The sequence below is a fragment of the Streptomyces sp. NPDC005799 genome (genome assembly GCF_040630525.1).
GTDB classification, from domain to species: domain Bacteria; phylum Actinomycetota; class Actinomycetes; order Streptomycetales; family Streptomycetaceae; genus Streptomyces; species Streptomyces griseorubiginosus_B.
This window is the reverse complement of sequence record NZ_JBEXXQ010000088.1, coordinates 1-15,697: the sequence shown is the minus strand read 5'-3', so window position 1 is coordinate 15,697 and position 15,697 is coordinate 1. Positions and strand designations below refer to the sequence as shown.

Here is a 15,697-nt window from a genome sequence, read left to right as displayed (position 1 = left end):
CGTTCCCCGGCCTGCCGCCGGTTGGTGCGGATGACGGTGGTGGCTCGGTCGGGTTCAGCGGGGAGCCCCGTACTCGTCGAGTTCGACGAGATCGACGTGGACGTCGTCGCCCAGGCGGAGCCGGCGCGGCCCCGGCCACAGTTGGGTGGGACGCGTGATCTCCTGGTCGTCGATCCAGGTGCCGTTGAGGGAGTCGGTGTCCCTGATGTAGAGCACACCGGCGTGCCAGTACAGCTCGGCGTGCACGCGGGACACCTGGTCCAGCGCGTCGATCCCCGGCACGTACGCGCATTCGGGAGCGTCCCGCCCCAGGAAGGTCGATCCCTCCCCGACCCCGCGCACCGGCACGATGGCTCCGGCGATGACCAGGCCGAGCTGCACCGAGGCGGGTTCGGGTTTCCGCGGGTGGGGGCCGGTCTGTCGGTCACGGCGGGGCGGCCGTCCGGCGTCCGGTTCGGGCGGCCTGCGGGCCCCGCCGCCCTGGCCGCCGACGTCGGCCGCGGTGGCGCCGTTCGACGATGCCGTGCCGACCGTGCTCGGCGGGTCCGTGGCGACTGCTGTCGCGGATCCCTGCTCGTCGTCCAGTTCGTCGGTCAGGAGCACCCGGACGCGTTCCAGGGACTGCCAGGTATGGGTCGGGCAGAAGCCGCGTCGGGTCGACATCGGACAGCCGTCGTCGACGGGGCAGCGGTAGCGGGTCACGGTCGCCATGTGTTCCCCTCGAAGGTCACCCCACGGGCCACCAGATCCCGTTCCAGTGCTGCCAGTTCCCCGGGCCTGGGCACACCGATGATGTGCACGGCCCCGTCGGTCACCCGCACCTGCAACTCGGGCCGGTCAACGAGCCGCCGCAGATGCGGGCCGTAGCGGCGGTGGCCGAGCGGAGTGCGCGGGATCAGCCGCTGGTTCGCCGAGCCGCGCCAGACCAGCCGGGTCGGCTCGCCCGCCCGGTACCGCCCGGTGACCACCGCGTCCGCGTGCCCGAGCGCGGCCCTCGCCTCGGCGGAGTCGGCGATCTCCGTCTCCTCCCGGCCGGTGTAGACGAGGAGGTCGGCATCCGCCCGCCCCGCCGCACGCCGTATCCGGTCGGCCGTCTTGAGCAACTCGCCCACCGCCCCTGGCTGTTCCAGAGGTTCGCCGCCGCTGACGGTCAGCCCCTCGTAGCCGTCGCCCAGCGCCCGGCCCCACAGCTCGCCCAACCGCTCGACCAGGACGTCCCGGCCACCGCGAGGGTCCCAGGTGTGCCGGGACATGCACCCCGCGCAGGCGAGCGGACAGCCCTGCACCCACACCCCGAGCCGGCGCCCGGGCCCCAGGGAAGTGACGGGTCCCAGAACCTCCGCCACACGCAGGATCGCCGACCGCGTCATGTCCATCGCCGGACCTTCACGGTGTAGGCGTCGCCGTCCCCCTCCACGGACACGACCTCGATGTGCTCGCCCGGGTTGGCCTTCTGATGGAAGAGTTCCCGTGACAGTGGATTGACCAGGGCCGACTCGACGGCCGTCACCACGCCGCGTCCGCCGTGGTCCAGCCGACCAGCGGCCTCGACGCGCAGGACCTCCCAGGGGTCCTCGGCGATCGTCAGCTCGGCGCCGTACACCTCGCGGACCCGGGCGGTCACCGAGTCCAGGGCCTTGTCGAGGATCGGCGGCAGCGACTCGGGCTGGATGAAGTCCATCGGAACGAAACTGTCGCCGAAGCGGTTGCGCAGCTCGGGCCGTCCGATCTGCTCGTTGAAGAACGTGTCGAACGCCTCGCGCAGCGCCTCACGGACATGCTCCGGCTTGTCGTGGCGGCTCAGGCGCGGCTTGTCGCCTGCCTGCTCGGCCGCCTTGTCCCCGACATCGCCGTCGCCCGTGTCGCCGCCGCCGTCGCCGCCCCGCCTGCCACGAGCCTGTCGCGCCGAGCGGATCACCTGTGCGTTCACCCCCAGGTTGGACGTGAAGATCAGCACGCACTCGGTGAAGTGGACGGTGGCGCCCTGGCCGTCCGTGAGCCGGCCGTCTTCCAGGATCTGCAGGAACAGATCGAACAACCGGGGGTGCGCCTTCTCGATCTCGTCGAACAGCAGCACACTCATGGGGTGCGCACGGACCGCGTTGGTCAGCTCGCCACCCGCGCTGTGCCCGACGAAGCCGGGCGGCGCGCCGATCAGCCGGTCCCGGGCGTGCTCCTCGGCGAACTCGCTCATGTCGAAGCGGATCGGCCGGGCGTCCTCACCGAGGATCATCTTCGCGACGCCCTTGGCCAGTTCGGTCTTGCCGACGCCGGTGGGCCCGGACAGGAAGAGGGTTCCACGGGGCCGGCTGGGCGAACTGGAGGACTGCGCGCCGGTCAACCCCGCGGCCGAGCGCATGAAGATCTCGATGGTGCGGCGCACGGCGTGAGGCTGGCCGATGACCTGCGCGTTGAGATAGGCCTCGCCGTTGATGATGTTGTCTCGCACGGCCCGCGTGTCCCAGGGGTTCTCCAGCACGCCAACCCGGTACAGCCGGGCCGCCTCGTCCAGCCGGGCCAACCCCAGCCGCTGGTCGGCGGCCATCCGCCCGACCGAGATGATCTCCGCCACGCCGAGTCCGTAGGAGGAGCGGGCCAGCGCCTGGGTGGCGCCCGCCATTTCGCCCTCGGTCACGGCCTCGCCGCCTTCGCGCGCCCGCTGCGCCGCAAGCTGCGCGACGACGTACCGACTGGCCGCCAGACGCTGGTCGTGCGGTGGTTCGGGCACCGTGATCACCCGTAACGCCCGGCTGCCCATGGCGAATTCGAGCGGCAGGTCCTCCTGTTTCCCGACCAACCAGAAGACGGTGTTGTACGGCGTCACGCCCCCGGCACCGGCGACCGGCCGCGCGGTGTGGCCCAGTTCCTCGGCGGTGGCCAGCAGGCGGGCCACCTCGCCCACGACGGGGGCCCGTGAGGAACCCAGGCGGTCGGTGTAGGGCACGATCAGCCCGACGGCCGGGCCGGAGTGCCGGACCGTGGCGATGAGGATGTCGCGCAGCCGGGCGATGCCGGCCTCCGCGTCGTCGTCCTCGTCCTCCTCCGGCTCGGCGTCCGGGCCTCCGCCCTTCCGCTCCGCGCGTTCCCGCTCGGCGCGCACGTCGTCCTCCGCCATGCGGCGCAGGGCGGGCGGGAACGTGAAATCGTCGGACAGCCGCCAGGCGATCACCCTGTCGATCACCCGGTCCTGCCGGGCCAGCGCTCCGTAGCCCCGGGCCTGGCAGACCGATTCGATGATCTCCTCCAGGGTGTACGGCAGCAGCGGACGGCCCGGTTCCGGTGCCGCCACCCCGCCCTCACCGTCCTCGGGCAGCAGGAACTGGTCGTGCACGTTCCCGGTCAGCAGGATCTGCGGGTACACGGCGAGCGCCATGTTCAACTCGCGGATCCAGGCAGGCGCGAGGGGCGGCGCGGACTCCGTCGCCAGCGCGCCGGACCCGCCCGGCTGTTGCCCTGTCTCAGTGCTCACGCTGCCGCTCCTGTCCGTAGGCGGGCCGCGCGGTCCGGGGCTTCTTGCGCGGGCGCCGGTTCTGCGTCCGGTCGCGCGCTCCGCGGTCCCCGGAGGCGTCGTGGTCGTCGTGGGCGCGCGCCGTCTCGGGCCAGGGGGCGTCGGGCGCGACGGCGGTGCGTCGCACTCCGGGCGGCAGCGCGGACGTGCGGTCGAGGTCGACGCCCTGCTCACGGATCGCGTCCTCCAAGGAGGGCAACTGGTCCTCGCAGAACCAGCGTTGGACCCGACTGTCGGTCTCCGCTCCCGGGTCGGCGGTCGTGCCACCGTCCTGAGTGCCGACCTCCGGCGCCCGGACCAGGGCGGTGGTCAGCCGGTCCTCGGCCAGCATGACCCGCAGGCCGTATCCCTCGGGCACCGCGGCCTCGCCAGAGGCCTCGGCGGCTGCTCCGAAGGGCACGACGACGCTGCCGTCTCCAGCCAGCAGGTCCGTGAAGTCGTCCCCGACGGCGTAGTCGCGTTCCCGCAGCACATGCATCAAGGTGTCGGCGACCGCGGACCGGTACCGGACGGTGTCCGCGCGGGCCACCGCCCACTCCACCTCCCTCGCCAGGTGGGCCGGATCCGGGGCCTCTGACACCGCAGCCGCCAGCCGCCGCCGGTCGTCGGGGCCGGCGTCCTCCAGCCGGTCGAGCAGCAGGGCCCGCAACGCGGCCGTCCGCGCCGCGCCCCGTCGCCGCCGTCTCGAACGCTCCACCAGGACGCCCAGATCGGCGAAGAGTGTCCGGGCCGACTCGACGGAGTTCGCGTTGCGGAGAGCCTCCAGGCGGCGCGCGAGCAGGGGCAGGTCGTCCGGCTCGCAGCCGGGCCCGTCCCGCTCGAGAAGCGCCTCGGCCTCCACCAGCTTCGCCGCCCTGACCTGCGCGACGCGCTCTTCCTGGGCCGAGGGGCGGGCCGTGGTCGCGACCGGTTTCGCGTCGGCCCGCCGCGCCGCCGGACGGTCGTCCTGCGCCGGCACCGACCAGATACCGGCCGCGACACGGCGCAGTTCGGCCTCCGCCCGTTCGTTGACTCGGCGGGCCGACTCCAGGGCCGCGGCGAGTTCACCCGAGTCGGCCTGCGAGGCCACGCTCACGACATGCACATCGACACGGGCCGTACGGTGGACCCGGCGCAGCGCCTTGGCCTGGCCCCGCAGGTCACGTGAGCGGGTGATCTCCTGTGCCAGTTGGGCGCGCAGTTCCCGGCGCCGTTCGGCCTCCACGTCCACGTAGGACCATTGGTATGCCGCCGAGTTGCTCAAGGACCCCTCCCCCAGGGCACGGTGAGGGAGCGTGCGCCGCCGTCGGTCCGGTCGTGCACCGCGACTCCCTCGGGCGATGCCAGGACGCCATGATGGCGTACGCGTTTTCCGTTCGGCCCCGACTTGCGCGATCTCAACTCGGATGACGTTTCGTCCTGTTATGGTGGCGCGCTGGAAGGGGTGTGTGTGTCGGCTTGGCCGCTGAAGTCCCGCTCGCCCTGGTGCTGGCCATCCAGGCGATCCACAGGTACTGGGGTGAGCTGTCCGGGCGGCTCGACTCTTCCGCGCGCGCGGAACTCGTCGAGATCCTCGCCGACACAGAGACGGACCCGGGCGGCACGGCTCGCGATGTCCGCGATCTGGTCAAGCCGTTCACACCGCCAGACCACCCTGCCCGCGAGGCGCTGTCCCTGTCTCCGTCCAGCGTGCGTTTCCAGTCCGTGGCGACCACGCCCGAGTCAGCTCGGCTTCTGGAGCTGCTCCTGACGTTGCGCAGGGAGATGAACGACGAAGAGGGGAGCGCCGGGACGGCCATCCGCCCCCTGGAGGCCGACGACGATCCTCCGTACCGCCCCGACGCGGACGACGCCTGGCTGCTCGCCGAGCCCGCCCTCCCGGCCGGGGCCGTGGACCTCAGCGCGGACGAGGCCCAGGACCTGATCCTGCTGACCGACGCGGACGACGTGGAACGGATCCCCGCCTTTCAGCTGGATCCCGAGTCCGGGACGCCGTACGCGGTCGTGGTCGAGATCAACCGACTGCTGTCGGCCGACGTGGATCCCTGGGGCGCCGCCGACTGGTGGCTGGCCTCCAATGTGTGGCTGAACGCCGCGCCCGCACGGTTGCTGGGCACCGGCGCGGACGACGCCCTGCGGTCCGCGGCCCAGGCCGAGATCCCGGAGTGGTGAACACGTGCCCGACCAGATGATTCCGCAACCGAGCGTCACGGCGACACCGCGGCTCCACGTCCTGCCGGCCGGTACCGAGCTGTGGCGCGTGCACAGCGGCCGGCGGGCCGGAACCGAGTTCAAGGACGAGCCGGCGGACCTGCACTGGGGCGGCGGCCGGTTCTGCTACATCCGGGACGAACTGAGCACCGGACCGGTGCTGTACCTGTACGCGGCCATGTCACCGCTCGCCGCTCTGTGCGAGACGCTGGCCCGTGACCTGCGGACGCGCGAGGACGGCCGGCGGCGCATCCGGCAGGCGCAGGTGCGGGACAGGGTGCTGTCCAAGGTGGAGGCGGCCGTCGATCTGTGTCTGGTGGACCTGACGGACGGGCCCGCTCTGGCAGCGGTCCACCAGAGCCACTGGCTCGTCACGTCCGAGGCGCCGGCCTACCCGCGCACCCGGCGCTGGGCATCCTGGATCCGCGGCCAGGCGGGCTCGGCGGTCGGCTTCCGCTGGCCCTCCCGCCAGGAGTTCGGCCGGAACGCGGCCGACGTGTGCGTGCTGTACCTGGACGAGGAGACGCGGCAGCACGGGCCGGCCCTGCTCCGACCGTCCTCGCAGGCCCCGCTCGCACTGGACAGCAGGGACGGCCGGCGGTACGTGAACGACCTTCTCGAACCGCTGCGCATCCGCGTCCAGGAACCGCGCAGTCGCAAGTGACCACCGCATACCGCACCGCCACCAGCCAGGCCTCCTGGGCGATGATCACCAGTTGGGCGCGGTCCATCGCGCCCAGCTTGGTCAGCAGGTGGGTGAGGTAGGTCTTCACCGTGGCCACGCCGATGCACAGCTCGGCCGCTGTCTCCGTGTTGGACAGACCGCAGCCGACCAGGGTGAGGACCTCGCGTTCGCTGAGGACAGTCCCATGCGTGTGTTGATCGTGGATCCTGAAGCGAGCGGACGGCTGCGGTTGGGCGAGGCCCCGGATCCCCGGCCCGGCCCCGGCCAGGTCCTGGTGGAGGTCCGGCACACCTCGCTGAACGCGGCCGAGCTGTGGTTCGCGCAGCAGGCGGCGCCCGGCGATCGGCTGCAGTCTGTCCAACGGTGATCGGGTTCGACGCGGCAGGCGTCGAGGTGCGCGCCGCGGCCGACGGCAGCGGGCCTGCCGTGGGCACGCGCGTCGTCGGCTTCGCCGAGGGCGGCGGTTTCGGGGCGCTGCGGGCCATGGACGCCGTCGACGTCGCCGTCGTGCCGGACGGCGTTGACCTCGGTGAGACGGCCACCCTGCCGGTCGCGGGGGGCACCGCACTGCGCGTCCTGGAACAGGCCGGCCCGCTGCTCGGGCGCCGGGTGCTGGTGACCGGCGCGACCGGTGGCGTGGGCGGGTTCGCGGCGCAGCTCGCGGCGCTCGGCGGGGCGTACCTCATCGGGGTGGCCGGGTCCGAGGACGGACGGCGGTGCGTCGCGCAACTCGGCGCCGACGAAGCGGTGGGCGCGGTGGATCGGGTGACAGAACCCGTCGACGTAGTGATCGACACCGTGGGCGGGGAGCAGTTCGTCGCCGCCTACGGCCTGCTGGCGCCCGGCGGCAGTCTGCAGAGCGTCGGCTGGGCGGCCGGGCGTGAGGCCGCGCTGCCGGTCGGACCCACCCTGGGCAGCAAGGAGCCCAAGGCGATCGTGTCCGTCTACAACGGCGGCGGACTCACCGACCGGCAGACCCAGTTGGGGCGACTGCTAGTCCTGGTCGCCGCCGGGAGGCTGAGGGTCCCGGTGGGCTGGCGCGGACCGTGGGACAAGATCGTCGACGCGGTGCAGGCGCTCGCGGACCGGACCCTACGCGGCAAGGCCGTCCTCGACGTGGACTGAGCCCGCCGCCTACCAGCCATACGAACGCCCAATGCCCTTTTGCTGACCGATTTCTTGTTCCGGCCCACGTCGGAGCAGCTTGAGTCGGACGCCCGGCTCGCCGGGCTCGCGGACCGTGCGGTCCGCTGGTGCGACCCCGCAGCCAGGGATGACCTGCACTGGCAGTTACACCGCTGTGGCCGATGCAGCGCCGATCATCGGCATCACGATGCCGGTCGCGTCAAGGACCCGCTCGCCTACCAGGACATCGAAGGCCTGACGACCGTGCCGCAGGCAGCCTGATCCGCGCGGGAACGCATCTGCAGCCCCAGGTCTTCGCTCAGACCATCGGACGAGTGTAGGGACCACGTTTCGATCAGCATCGAAAGGGTGGCAACCATGGGAGGAAGAGCCCATGGTGGTGGCCAACGTTCGTGCGGTCTACGAGGGTGTCGACGGAGCTGACCGTGCCTTGCTCTGCCCTCCGGATTGATCCGGTGCCTCCGAGACCGCAGGCAATCTCCAGCAGGGGGAAGCATGCGCAAGGTGATGAGCGCCGCCGCCGCGTTCGCGACAGCGGCCACGGCAGTGTTGGCGATGAGCGGCGCCGCCCAGGCCGGCGACGACACGGTGTACGGATGCAGGTCCGGCAACGTGTGTATCTGGCCCGAGGGCGTCGAACCCTTCAACAACCCGCATCCGACGGTCCAGTACTCCAGCTACGGCTACCACAACCTGAGCAACCAGTACGGGGACCATTGGGTCCTCAATAACCAGTACGGCGACGCCACCGCCAGCCTCTGCTACAACTACGGCGGCACCAAGTGCTACGAGACCCTCGATCAGGACGATTGGACTTACGAGAGCCTCACGCCGGTCAACTCCATCACCCTCAACCGGCCGTAGCGCACCCTTCGCCACGTAGGAGCGACCGCCCGGCCGGACCACACTGCGCATCGTCTGGGGGGAGTGCACGGCATCGTGCGCACCTGGTGCGGCGGCGGACCGCACCAGGTGCGCAGCATCCCGATGGGGGAGTGCGCTGCATCGTGCACAACCATGCCGACCGCGGGCGCGCCGCACAACGGCTTGGATCTGCCCCGGCGCGGCCAGCACGTTGGCTGGGCGACCGGCATGCTCCTGACGGTCGCCGTGCTCGTGCTCTCCTACCTCCACCTCGTCTCCCTGCTGAAAAAGGGGCAGCAGGACGATCACGGCGGTTCGGCCCCCTCCAAACACGCCCACCGCCTCCTCGCCGGTCCCTGACCGCACCAACACCACACCCGGCCTGACCCCCACGGCCAACCCCACCGATTCCCAGCCCACACCCCACGGGCCGGCACTCGACACCCGGCGGCGGTGGGAGCAGCTCCCAGCGCAAGACGAGCCCGAGAGTCTCCGACAGCCAGACCGACACCAGCAAGAACGCCGGCCCGATCCTGGGCGGCCGATCGGTCAGCGTGGCTCCCCGTTCAGACAGCGCCGACTGCTCGAAACCGATCGTGTTCACCTTCAGCGCCGCAGCGCAGAAGCCCGGCATGATCGAGTACACCTGGCACCCGGACGACCAGCTCATCGCCCGCGGCGTACAGGACAAGACCGGCAGCATGACCTTCATCGCCACCAACGAACAGCACGACGAATACAGCATCCAGCTCACCGGCACCCACCCCGGCGACCACGGGTCTGTCCAGCCAATGGCTCTGGCCCGTAGTCGGTGGTAACGAAGTGTGACGGCCCTCGTCTGCATGGTGTGCACGATGTCAATGAGCTTGTGGACGTGGTGTTTTCGGGGCTATCGGCCCTGGTCGTCGAGGGTGTGACGGTTAAGGGCGAGGTCATCCGGGTGTCGGCGCGGAGCCGAGACGATCCGGTGCCGTGCCCGGCGTGCGGGCAGCTGACGGGGCGGGTGCATGGCTTCCACGGGCGGATGGTCTCGGACATTCCGGTGGACGGACGGCAGGTCGTCGCCGCGGTGAGGTTGCGGCGGCTGGTGTGCCCGGTGCTCGGCTGCCCGCGGCAGACGTTCCGTGAGCAGGTCCCCGAGACCGTGGAACGCCATCAGCGTCGCACGAACCGCCTGACCGCCCAACTCGGCGCTGCCTCGATGTCACCTTCGACCTGGTCGCCGAGGTCGGCTACGAGCAGGCGACCGTGGACGAGGTGGCCAGACGGACGAAAGCGAGCACGGCCACGCTGTACCGGCGGTAGGAAAACAAGCCCAGGCTCGTGATCACGGCGATGACGGCACGCAAGTACCCGCCCCTGCCGCCCATCGACACCGGCGGCCTGCGCGACGACCTGGTGGCGCTGGCTCGCATGATGCCCGAGCCGCACCCGCAGGGTGCCCCGACCCTGGGGATCCGACAGGCGGTCGTGTCCGACCCGGCCCTCGCCCAGGCCCTGCGGGACGTCCTGTTCGGTTTCCCGGTGCGGCAGCAAGATCGACGGGCATGCTCGTGTAGTTCCACCGACCGATACAGCTGTCGAGGTGCTCGTTGTCCCTGCGCCCCCGTTCCGGTGAGCACGTTCCGCCTCTGACCGCGCGGGTCGCGCGGGCGAGCAACCCGGGCGGCACGACAGCGCTATGGGTGCGTGACGGGCTGGACGGGCTGTGGTGTGACGAGGACTTCGCGGACTGGTACCCCAGGGACGGGCGTCCAGGGCTTTCGCCTGCTCAGCTGGCCACCGTCTGTGTGCTGCAGTTCCTGCTCGGCCTGTCGGATAGGCAGGCTGCCGAGTCGGTCCGCTGCCGCATCGACTTCAAGTACGCCATGGCCATGGAGCTGGACGATCCCGGCTTCCACCACAGTGTGCTGGCCGACTTCCGAGACCGCCTCGCCGAGGACGGCCGCGCCGACCGTCTCCTCGACCTCGCACTCGCGCGACTGAAGGAGGCCGGACTTGTGCGCGAGCGCACCACGCAGCGCGCTGACTCCACCCATGTCCTGGCCGCGGTGCGTGACCTGACCCGCCTGGAGCTGGTCACCGAGGCGGTTCGCGCCGCACTCGAGGAGGTCGCAGGCATCTCTACTCATCTGCTGGACGGGCTGGTCGATGAGGGCTGGGGGCTGCGCTACGGCCGGCCGGTCCGCCTGGGGAAGAACCCCACCAAACCCATGACCAGGATCCTTGCCACCGGAAACGACGCCGTCCGGCTACTGGAACACCTCTGCCGGTACGGAGCGGACCGCATGTCCGGTCTTCGCATCCAGGCCCTGCGGCAGATCATGGTGCAGAACTATCACCGTGATGCCGCGGGACACCTGCGCTGGCGCACCGCTGAGAAGGAAGGCGGGGCGGGTCTGCCCCAGTCGTCGAAGGCGATCGTCTCGCCCTACGACACCTCGGCCCGCTACGCGCGGCACGGACACATCATCAGCCGGAAGGGGTTCGCCGCTCATCTGACCGAGACCTGTGCTCCCGACGGCCCCAATGTGATCACGGATGTCGCCACCACCGCGGCCACCACCCACGACAGCCAGGCCTGCCCGGAATCCACACCCGCCTCGCCCGACGCGGCCTGCTGCCCGCCGAGCACCTGGTCGACGCCGGCTACACCTCCCTGCCCCATCTGGAACAGGCCGCCCGTGAACACCAGGTCACCGTCTCCGGTCCGCTGAAGAGCAACCCCACCCGCCAGCACCGCCGAGGCGAGGGCTTCGCCCGGAACGACTTCCACATCGACTACGACCGTTGGCAGGTCACTTGCCCCCAGGGGCAGGTCAGCGCGGGCTGGCACGGCCCCTACCCGACCTCCTCACCCACCGCGGCCCCGCTGATCGTGGCACGGTTCACCAAGGGCCAGTGCCAGCCCGGCCCGGCTCGCGCTCAGTGCACCACCTCCCGCGAAAGCCACCGCACCGTGGGCTTTCCTCCACGAGAGCTCCGCGACCTGCAACTCCGCGTCCGCGGAGCAGCAGACGCCCGAGTGGAAAGCCCGCTTCGCGGTCCGCTCCGGAGTGGAGGGCACGGTCAACGAGTTTGCCCGCGGACACGGCATACGGCGCTGCCGCTACCGAGGACAGAGAAAGGCCCACGTCCAGCACGTCCTGACAGCCATCGCCATCAACATCGAGCGCCTCAGCGGACTACCATCAGCCATGGAAGCACCCACGCCCCGCCAACCGGCTTCCTTCCAGAGGTACCTCGACCAACGGGAGACTCCTCGCGTAAAGTCCTGGCGAACCCTCGGGAGTTGACCTCGACGGCTCCAAGATCCCCGACAGAGTCAAGCTCAGGCAGTCGGAGTGCCGGTCGTCGTGGGTGTGGGGGAGGTGGAGGGGATTCCGATGAAGCCGTTGTCCACCACGAGCAGAGGTGGTGCGTCGGCGGGCGGGGGTGAGGTGATGCCGTCCAGGACGCGGGAGATCTCGTTGTACATGCGGACGGCTTCCGCTTGGCCGTCGCCGCTCGGGGGATGGGCCCGCCAGTCCAGCATCCGCAGGTAGTCGGCGAGCTGATGCCCAGTCAGGCGTATCTGGGACAGACCTCCCGATGCCTTCGTGATCTTTGAGGCTTTCACCCGACCTCGGCCCATCCTGTCGCTTCCGTACCGAGGTCATCGACGACGAGCCGCTGATCGGCCAGGACGCGCGGCACCGGCTGGGTCTCGATAGACAGGATCACGACCTGGTCGTGCCGTACATTCTCCGAAAGAAGCGGGCCGTGACCCTTCCGGTCAGTCCGGGCAGGCGACGGGCGTAGCGCACACACCGTGCGCTACGCCCCCTGTGCTCAGTTCAGCGTGCTGTCGACCGAGGACAGCGGTACGGAGTACAGCAGCCGTTGTGGGCGCGCGGTGTCAGTGCCCGACCAGTGGGCGTTGATGTCGGCCGCCCATTCGGTCACCGTCCACAGCCGGCCGGTGTTCCACCAGTAGGACATGCCCTCCGTGTGCATGCCCCAGCAGGCGTACGTGATATCGCCCCCGCAGTTGGCTGCCGCGCTGGCGCCGCTGGTGTTCTGCCGCCACAGGATGCCGTGCTGGTCGACGCCGCCGCGCGCGTCGTCGACGTAGAAGTTCGGTGTGCCCCCCTGGGTCGAACTGTGCGACAGCACGCCCTGGAGACCGACGGCGTTCGTCTCGTAGATCTTGTCGGCCTCGACGTAGCCGTTGCTGTCCTTGGCGAGGTAGCCCGGGTCGTTGCCGTCGAAGTTGTAGCGCCAGATGCGGGCGGGCTGGGTGCCACCGGAGGAGAACCACTCCGTGGCGACCAGACTGTCCGGCACGCTGCTGCGGTCGAGCGAGATGGAGCCGAAACACGGGAAGGAGTCGTCGTTGGTCGAGACGCAGCCCCCGCCGGCGAGGCTGTAGGAGCCGATCGCCGGCATTACGTACTGGTAGCCGTCGGCGGACCAGCCGTTGCTGACCTTGCCGACCGCGGAACTGTTGACGGTCGCCTGCAGGATGCGGTGCATGTCGAAGATGTACAGCTGGTTGTGATCGGCATCATCCTCCCAGGAGGTGACGATCAGCTTGTCCTGGTACCAGACCATGCCGCCGATGTGGGACTTCAGGGCGCGGTAGTCGGTGCCCCCGTTGAGGGGGATGACGGGCAGGACCCAGCGGTACTTGAAGTTGCTCGGGTCGTTGGCGTCGATGAAGGCGATGCGGGCCATGTGGTCCGTGGTGGTGGCCCCGTTCTCGCCCCAGCCGGCCAGGATCACCTTGTTCGTGCCCCACAGGCCGTCGTTGTCCGCGTCGCCGCTGGACGTCACCGACTGCGGCAGCCAGTCCTGGGTCTTGTCGTCACCGGAGTCCCAGCAGTAGTAGGACTCAGCCGTCGGCTTCAGCGGCAGCGCGGTCTTCTCCATGCTGGAGCAGTCCGCCGCGTTGCGCATCGGGTGGTTGGCGCTGGCGAGGACCTGGTCGACCCCGCGGGCAGTGCCCATCTCGCTGGCCAGGTTGTCCAGTGAGGAGGTCGGGACCCGGTGCTCCTGGAGTTCCAACCTCGCGTAGTCCGACGAGGAGGTGAGGGTGGTCAGCTTCCCAGGGTTGGCGCCGGGAGTCACCGCCTGGGCGGGGCCCGTCGGCACCATGACGAGGGCCACCACGGAGAACACGGTGGTCAGCACGAGTCTCAGACGGTTTCGAAATATGCCAGAAGTCTTCACGCAGCAGATGCTAGTAGTTCTTGATCAGGCGAGCCGTGGAATAACTCTCAAATCCTGTGGATCAGTTGAGGTGGCTCGGGCGTCGGCTTACCGAGTTTTTCGAGCCAGATGGATCGCGGACGCTCGAGCGGCTCTCGGCCTACGCGCCCGAACTCAACCCCGTCGAACTGTTGTGGTCGGCCATCAAAAACCTGCGAGGGGGCCAACCTTGCGGGGGCAGCGGCCTCGGCAAAGTACTCACGCCACCAGGGGCCGCCGCACACGTCGTCGAAGCGCTGCAGCGACCTCTCGTTGCCCCTGGGGCAGCGCACGTGACCCCCCAGGCACCACACGGGACAAGACGTTGAACGCCTCGCCCGCGGGCGCGTGGACCGGGAGACTCATACGTAGCGGCCGTTCTCTCATGCTTCGTGACTCGACATCTCGAAGCGTGGAGAACGGCCGCCTCTGCTGTCCCGAGAAAAACCGCAGATCAGCAGGTCGAGTGACAGGGCAGGTTAAACGTCAAGCGTACGTCCAGGGGTCCGGGCGTCTTCCCAGCTCAGAAGGGATGTGAGTGTCAGTCGCGGTGGCGTCGGCGATGGCGGTCCGGATCAACTGGTAAGTGGTCAGCAGGGCGTAGACCTCCTGCGATGCCGGCCAAGGTCCGGGCGCGCAGGACGCGTCGCCCGAGCATGGTTTCTTGATCGCGAAGTAGGCGGAATCCACTTCCCACCTGACCCACGTCGTCCACCCACGCGGGCAGCATCCTCGGCCCGACGCTCGTCTTCAGCGGGATCTAGCGGGGAACCCCGGCCGTTTACGGCCGGGAGGAATCGCTTCTCAAGATGGGGGTGACTTGCAGGGGCGCATGGGTGTGCACTGTTGCCCTCAGACGGGTCGCTTCTGGTTCTCGATGTACTCCTTGATGATCTCTAGCGGTGCGCCGCCGCACGAGGCTGCGAAGTAGGACGGGGACCAGAAGTGGTCGCCCCAGAGGTACTTGCGGATGTGGCCGGGGAACTCCTGGCGGAGCCTGCGGGCGGACACCCCCTTGAGGGAGCCGACGAGTCGGGAGATGGCGACCTTGGGCGGGTAGTGCACGAGCAGGTGGACGTGATCACGCTCGCCGTTGAACTCCACCAGGTCGGTTTCGAAGTCCGCGCAGACAGCCCGCATGATCTCTTCGCAGCGCGTAAGGATCTCGTCCGTGAACGGTCCGCGCCGGTACTTGGGTGTGAAGACCAAGTGGGCGTGGAGGGTGTAGACGACGCTACGGCCCCTGCGAATGTTGGGATTTGGCTCCCAGCGTGGTGACATAGATCAACTGTAGTACGCTGAGCGTCGTGAAGATCGTGATGCAGGTGAAGCTGATGCCGCAGGCCGACCAGGCCGCCGCGCTGCGCTCCACCCTGCGCACGGTCAACGATCTGGCGTGCTGGGTCTTTCGAAGTGGCGTTCGCCCACGGGGTGCCGCGTGAGTACGAGCTGCGCAAGCACACCTACCCGCGTCTCAAGGCTGAAGGGCTCGGGGCGCAGGCCGCCCAGCACACCATCAAGAAGGTGCGCGACGCCTACACCACCTTGAAGGCGAACATCCGGGCCGGGAACCTCGGCAAGCCGGGGTCGAAGCGCCGCCGAAAGGCCCAGTCGAAGCCGATCACGTTCCGGCCCGATGCCGCGCAGCCGTATGACGACCGGTGTCTAAGCTGGCAGTACGACCAGCAGACCGTGTCGATCTGGACCACGTCCGGACGGCTGAAGTACGTCCGCTTCTCCTGCTCCGCCGACGCGCTCAAGGTGCTCCAGCCCTACCGCAAGGGCGAGTCCGACCTGATCGAGCGTGACGGCGTCTTCTACCTGATCGCCACGTGCGAGGTTCCCGAAGCCGAGACGTACGAGCCGGACGGCTTCATCGGCGTGGACCTCGGCATCGTCAACATCGCCACCACATCCACCGGCTACCAGGCCGCCGGACGCGCCCTGAACCGGTACCGCAAGCGTCAGCTTGCCCTGCGTGCCAAGCTCCAGAAGAAGCACACCAAGTCCGCCAAGCGCCGGCTCAAGGAGCGCTCCCGCCGCGAGGCACGGCACGTCAAGAACACCAACCACAA

The 15,697-nt window shown here is 69.7% G+C and carries 17 protein-coding genes and 4 pseudogenes; 13 read left to right on the top strand and 8 right to left on the bottom strand.

Translation table 11 applies throughout. The annotated features are described in order from the left end of the window. Positions 1–54: 54 nt before the first annotated feature. Genes ABZ453_RS47445 through ABZ453_RS47430 form a run of 4 tightly spaced genes read right to left on the bottom strand, consistent with a single transcriptional unit; the run spans position 55 to position 4,751 of the window. Positions 55–711 carry an FHA domain-containing protein gene (locus ABZ453_RS47445; RefSeq protein ID WP_359025743.1) on the bottom strand — a complete coding sequence of 219 codons (657 nt, stop codon included), beginning with the start codon at positions 709–711 and terminating at the stop codon, positions 55–57. Further along, on the bottom strand, positions 699–1,376 hold the full coding sequence (locus ABZ453_RS47440) for a 4Fe-4S single cluster domain-containing protein (protein WP_359025741.1): 678 nt from the start codon (positions 1,374–1,376) through the stop codon (positions 699–701). Before ABZ453_RS47440 ends, ABZ453_RS47445 begins: the two co-directional genes overlap by 13 nt. Beyond that, positions 1,367–3,469 (bottom strand): AAA family ATPase, encoded by a 2,103-nt coding sequence (locus tag ABZ453_RS47435; RefSeq protein WP_359025739.1) that lies wholly within the window; start codon positions 3,467–3,469, stop codon positions 1,367–1,369. The genes ABZ453_RS47440 and ABZ453_RS47435 overlap by 10 nt, the downstream gene beginning before the upstream one ends. Beyond that, positions 3,459–4,751, bottom strand: a complete 1,293-nt coding sequence (locus ABZ453_RS47430) for a hypothetical protein (RefSeq protein WP_359025737.1) — start codon at positions 4,749–4,751, stop codon at positions 3,459–3,461. The genes ABZ453_RS47435 and ABZ453_RS47430 overlap by 11 nt, the downstream gene beginning before the upstream one ends. Positions 4,752–4,945: 194 nt before the next feature. Between ABZ453_RS47430 and ABZ453_RS47425 the strand changes: the two genes are divergently transcribed. Together ABZ453_RS47425 and ABZ453_RS47420 are read left to right on the top strand one after the other, a co-directional pair. Next, positions 4,946–5,659, top strand: a complete 714-nt coding sequence (locus ABZ453_RS47425; protein ID WP_359025735.1) for a hypothetical protein — start codon at positions 4,946–4,948, stop codon at positions 5,657–5,659. Between the two features lie 4 nt (positions 5,660–5,663). Continuing rightward, entirely contained in the window at positions 5,664–6,362 is a 699-nt protein-coding gene (locus tag ABZ453_RS47420) for an RES family NAD+ phosphorylase (protein ID WP_359025733.1), read from the top strand. A gap of 16 nt (positions 6,363–6,378) precedes the next feature. On the opposite strand, the pseudogene ABZ453_RS47415 reads toward ABZ453_RS47420, so the two are convergent. Then, positions 6,379–6,552, bottom strand: a pseudogene (locus ABZ453_RS47415) (helix-turn-helix transcriptional regulator); the annotation flags it as partial. A 15-nt stretch (positions 6,553–6,567) separates the two neighbouring features. Between ABZ453_RS47415 and ABZ453_RS47410 the strand changes: the two are divergent. From ABZ453_RS47410 to ABZ453_RS47365, 10 genes and pseudogenes are all read left to right on the top strand, one after another. Further along, complete coding sequence (locus ABZ453_RS47410) at positions 6,568–6,750, top strand: hypothetical protein (RefSeq protein ID WP_359025731.1); 183 nt, start codon at positions 6,568–6,570, stop codon at positions 6,748–6,750. After that, on the top strand, positions 6,747–7,508 hold the full coding sequence (locus ABZ453_RS47405; protein ID WP_359025729.1) for a zinc-binding dehydrogenase: 762 nt from the start codon (positions 6,747–6,749) through the stop codon (positions 7,506–7,508). The genes ABZ453_RS47410 and ABZ453_RS47405 overlap by 4 nt, the downstream gene beginning before the upstream one ends. Before the next feature lie 39 nt (positions 7,509–7,547). Beyond that, positions 7,548–7,790: a hypothetical protein gene (locus ABZ453_RS47400; RefSeq protein WP_359025727.1), complete on the top strand. Its 243-nt coding sequence runs from the start codon at positions 7,548–7,550 to the stop codon at positions 7,788–7,790. A gap of 234 nt (positions 7,791–8,024) precedes the next feature. Next, a complete protein-coding gene (locus ABZ453_RS47395; RefSeq protein ID WP_359025725.1) occupies positions 8,025–8,393 on the top strand; it encodes a hypothetical protein in 369 nt (122 codons plus the stop codon). A 153-nt stretch (positions 8,394–8,546) separates the two neighbouring features. Further along, positions 8,547–8,753 carry a hypothetical protein gene (locus tag ABZ453_RS47390; RefSeq protein ID WP_359025723.1) on the top strand — a complete coding sequence of 69 codons (207 nt, stop codon included), beginning with the start codon at positions 8,547–8,549 and terminating at the stop codon, positions 8,751–8,753. A 236-nt stretch (positions 8,754–8,989) separates the two neighbouring features. Further along, a complete protein-coding gene (locus ABZ453_RS47385) occupies positions 8,990–9,211 on the top strand; it encodes a hypothetical protein (RefSeq protein ID WP_359025721.1) in 222 nt (73 codons plus the stop codon). 59 nt (positions 9,212–9,270) lie between these two features. Further along, positions 9,271–9,639: pseudogene (locus tag ABZ453_RS47380) on the top strand (transposase family protein); the annotation flags it as partial. Continuing rightward, the gene (locus tag ABZ453_RS47375) at positions 9,609–9,698 is read left to right on the top strand and encodes a TetR family transcriptional regulator (protein ID WP_359025757.1); all 90 of its coding nucleotides are present in this window, start codon (positions 9,609–9,611) and stop codon (positions 9,696–9,698) included. The pseudogene ABZ453_RS47380 and the gene ABZ453_RS47375, both read left to right, overlap by 31 nt. A gap of 380 nt (positions 9,699–10,078) precedes the next feature. Beyond that, complete coding sequence (locus ABZ453_RS47370; protein ID WP_359025719.1) at positions 10,079–11,110, top strand: transposase; 1,032 nt, start codon at positions 10,079–10,081, stop codon at positions 11,108–11,110. 315 nt (positions 11,111–11,425) lie between these two features. After that, a pseudogene (locus ABZ453_RS47365) lies at positions 11,426–11,689 on the top strand (transposase); the annotation flags it as partial. A gap of 35 nt (positions 11,690–11,724) precedes the next feature. Here the strand turns inward: ABZ453_RS47365 and ABZ453_RS47360 are convergent. The 3 genes from ABZ453_RS47360 to tnpA all read right to left on the bottom strand — a co-directional run bounded on the left by ABZ453_RS47360 (position 11,725) and on the right by tnpA (position 14,903). Continuing rightward, positions 11,725–12,012 carry a hypothetical protein gene (locus tag ABZ453_RS47360; RefSeq protein ID WP_359025717.1) on the bottom strand — a complete coding sequence of 96 codons (288 nt, stop codon included), beginning with the start codon at positions 12,010–12,012 and terminating at the stop codon, positions 11,725–11,727. Positions 12,013–12,224: 212 nt separating this feature from the next. Further along, complete coding sequence (locus ABZ453_RS47355; RefSeq protein ID WP_359025715.1) at positions 12,225–13,604, bottom strand: hypothetical protein; 1,380 nt, start codon at positions 13,602–13,604, stop codon at positions 12,225–12,227. An 870-nt stretch (positions 13,605–14,474) separates the two neighbouring features. Continuing rightward, entirely contained in the window at positions 14,475–14,903 is a 429-nt protein-coding gene (tnpA, locus tag ABZ453_RS47350; RefSeq protein ID WP_359025714.1) for an IS200/IS605 family transposase, read from the bottom strand. Between the two features lie 38 nt (positions 14,904–14,941). Here tnpA and ABZ453_RS47345 point away from each other — a divergent pair. Further along, positions 14,942–15,697 (top strand): annotated as a pseudogene (locus ABZ453_RS47345) (transposase); the annotation flags it as partial.

Bases quoted from the DNA above. Each gene is read 5' to 3' on its own strand.
- ABZ453_RS47395 (WP_359025725.1), top strand. From the start codon at position 8,025: ATGCGCAAGGTGATGAGCGCCGCCGCCGCGTTCGCGACAGCGGCCACG.
- ABZ453_RS47440 (WP_359025741.1), bottom strand. From the start codon at position 1,376: ATGGACATGACGCGGTCGGCGATCCTGCGTGTGGCGGAGGTTCTGGGA.
- ABZ453_RS47445 (WP_359025743.1), bottom strand. From the start codon at position 711: ATGGCGACCGTGACCCGCTACCGCTGCCCCGTCGACGACGGCTGTCCG.
- ABZ453_RS47390 (WP_359025723.1), top strand. From the start codon at position 8,547: ATGCCGACCGCGGGCGCGCCGCACAACGGCTTGGATCTGCCCCGGCGC.
- tnpA (WP_359025714.1), bottom strand. From the start codon at position 14,903: ATGTCACCACGCTGGGAGCCAAATCCCAACATTCGCAGGGGCCGTAGC.
- ABZ453_RS47410 (WP_359025731.1), top strand. From the start codon at position 6,568: ATGCGTGTGTTGATCGTGGATCCTGAAGCGAGCGGACGGCTGCGGTTG.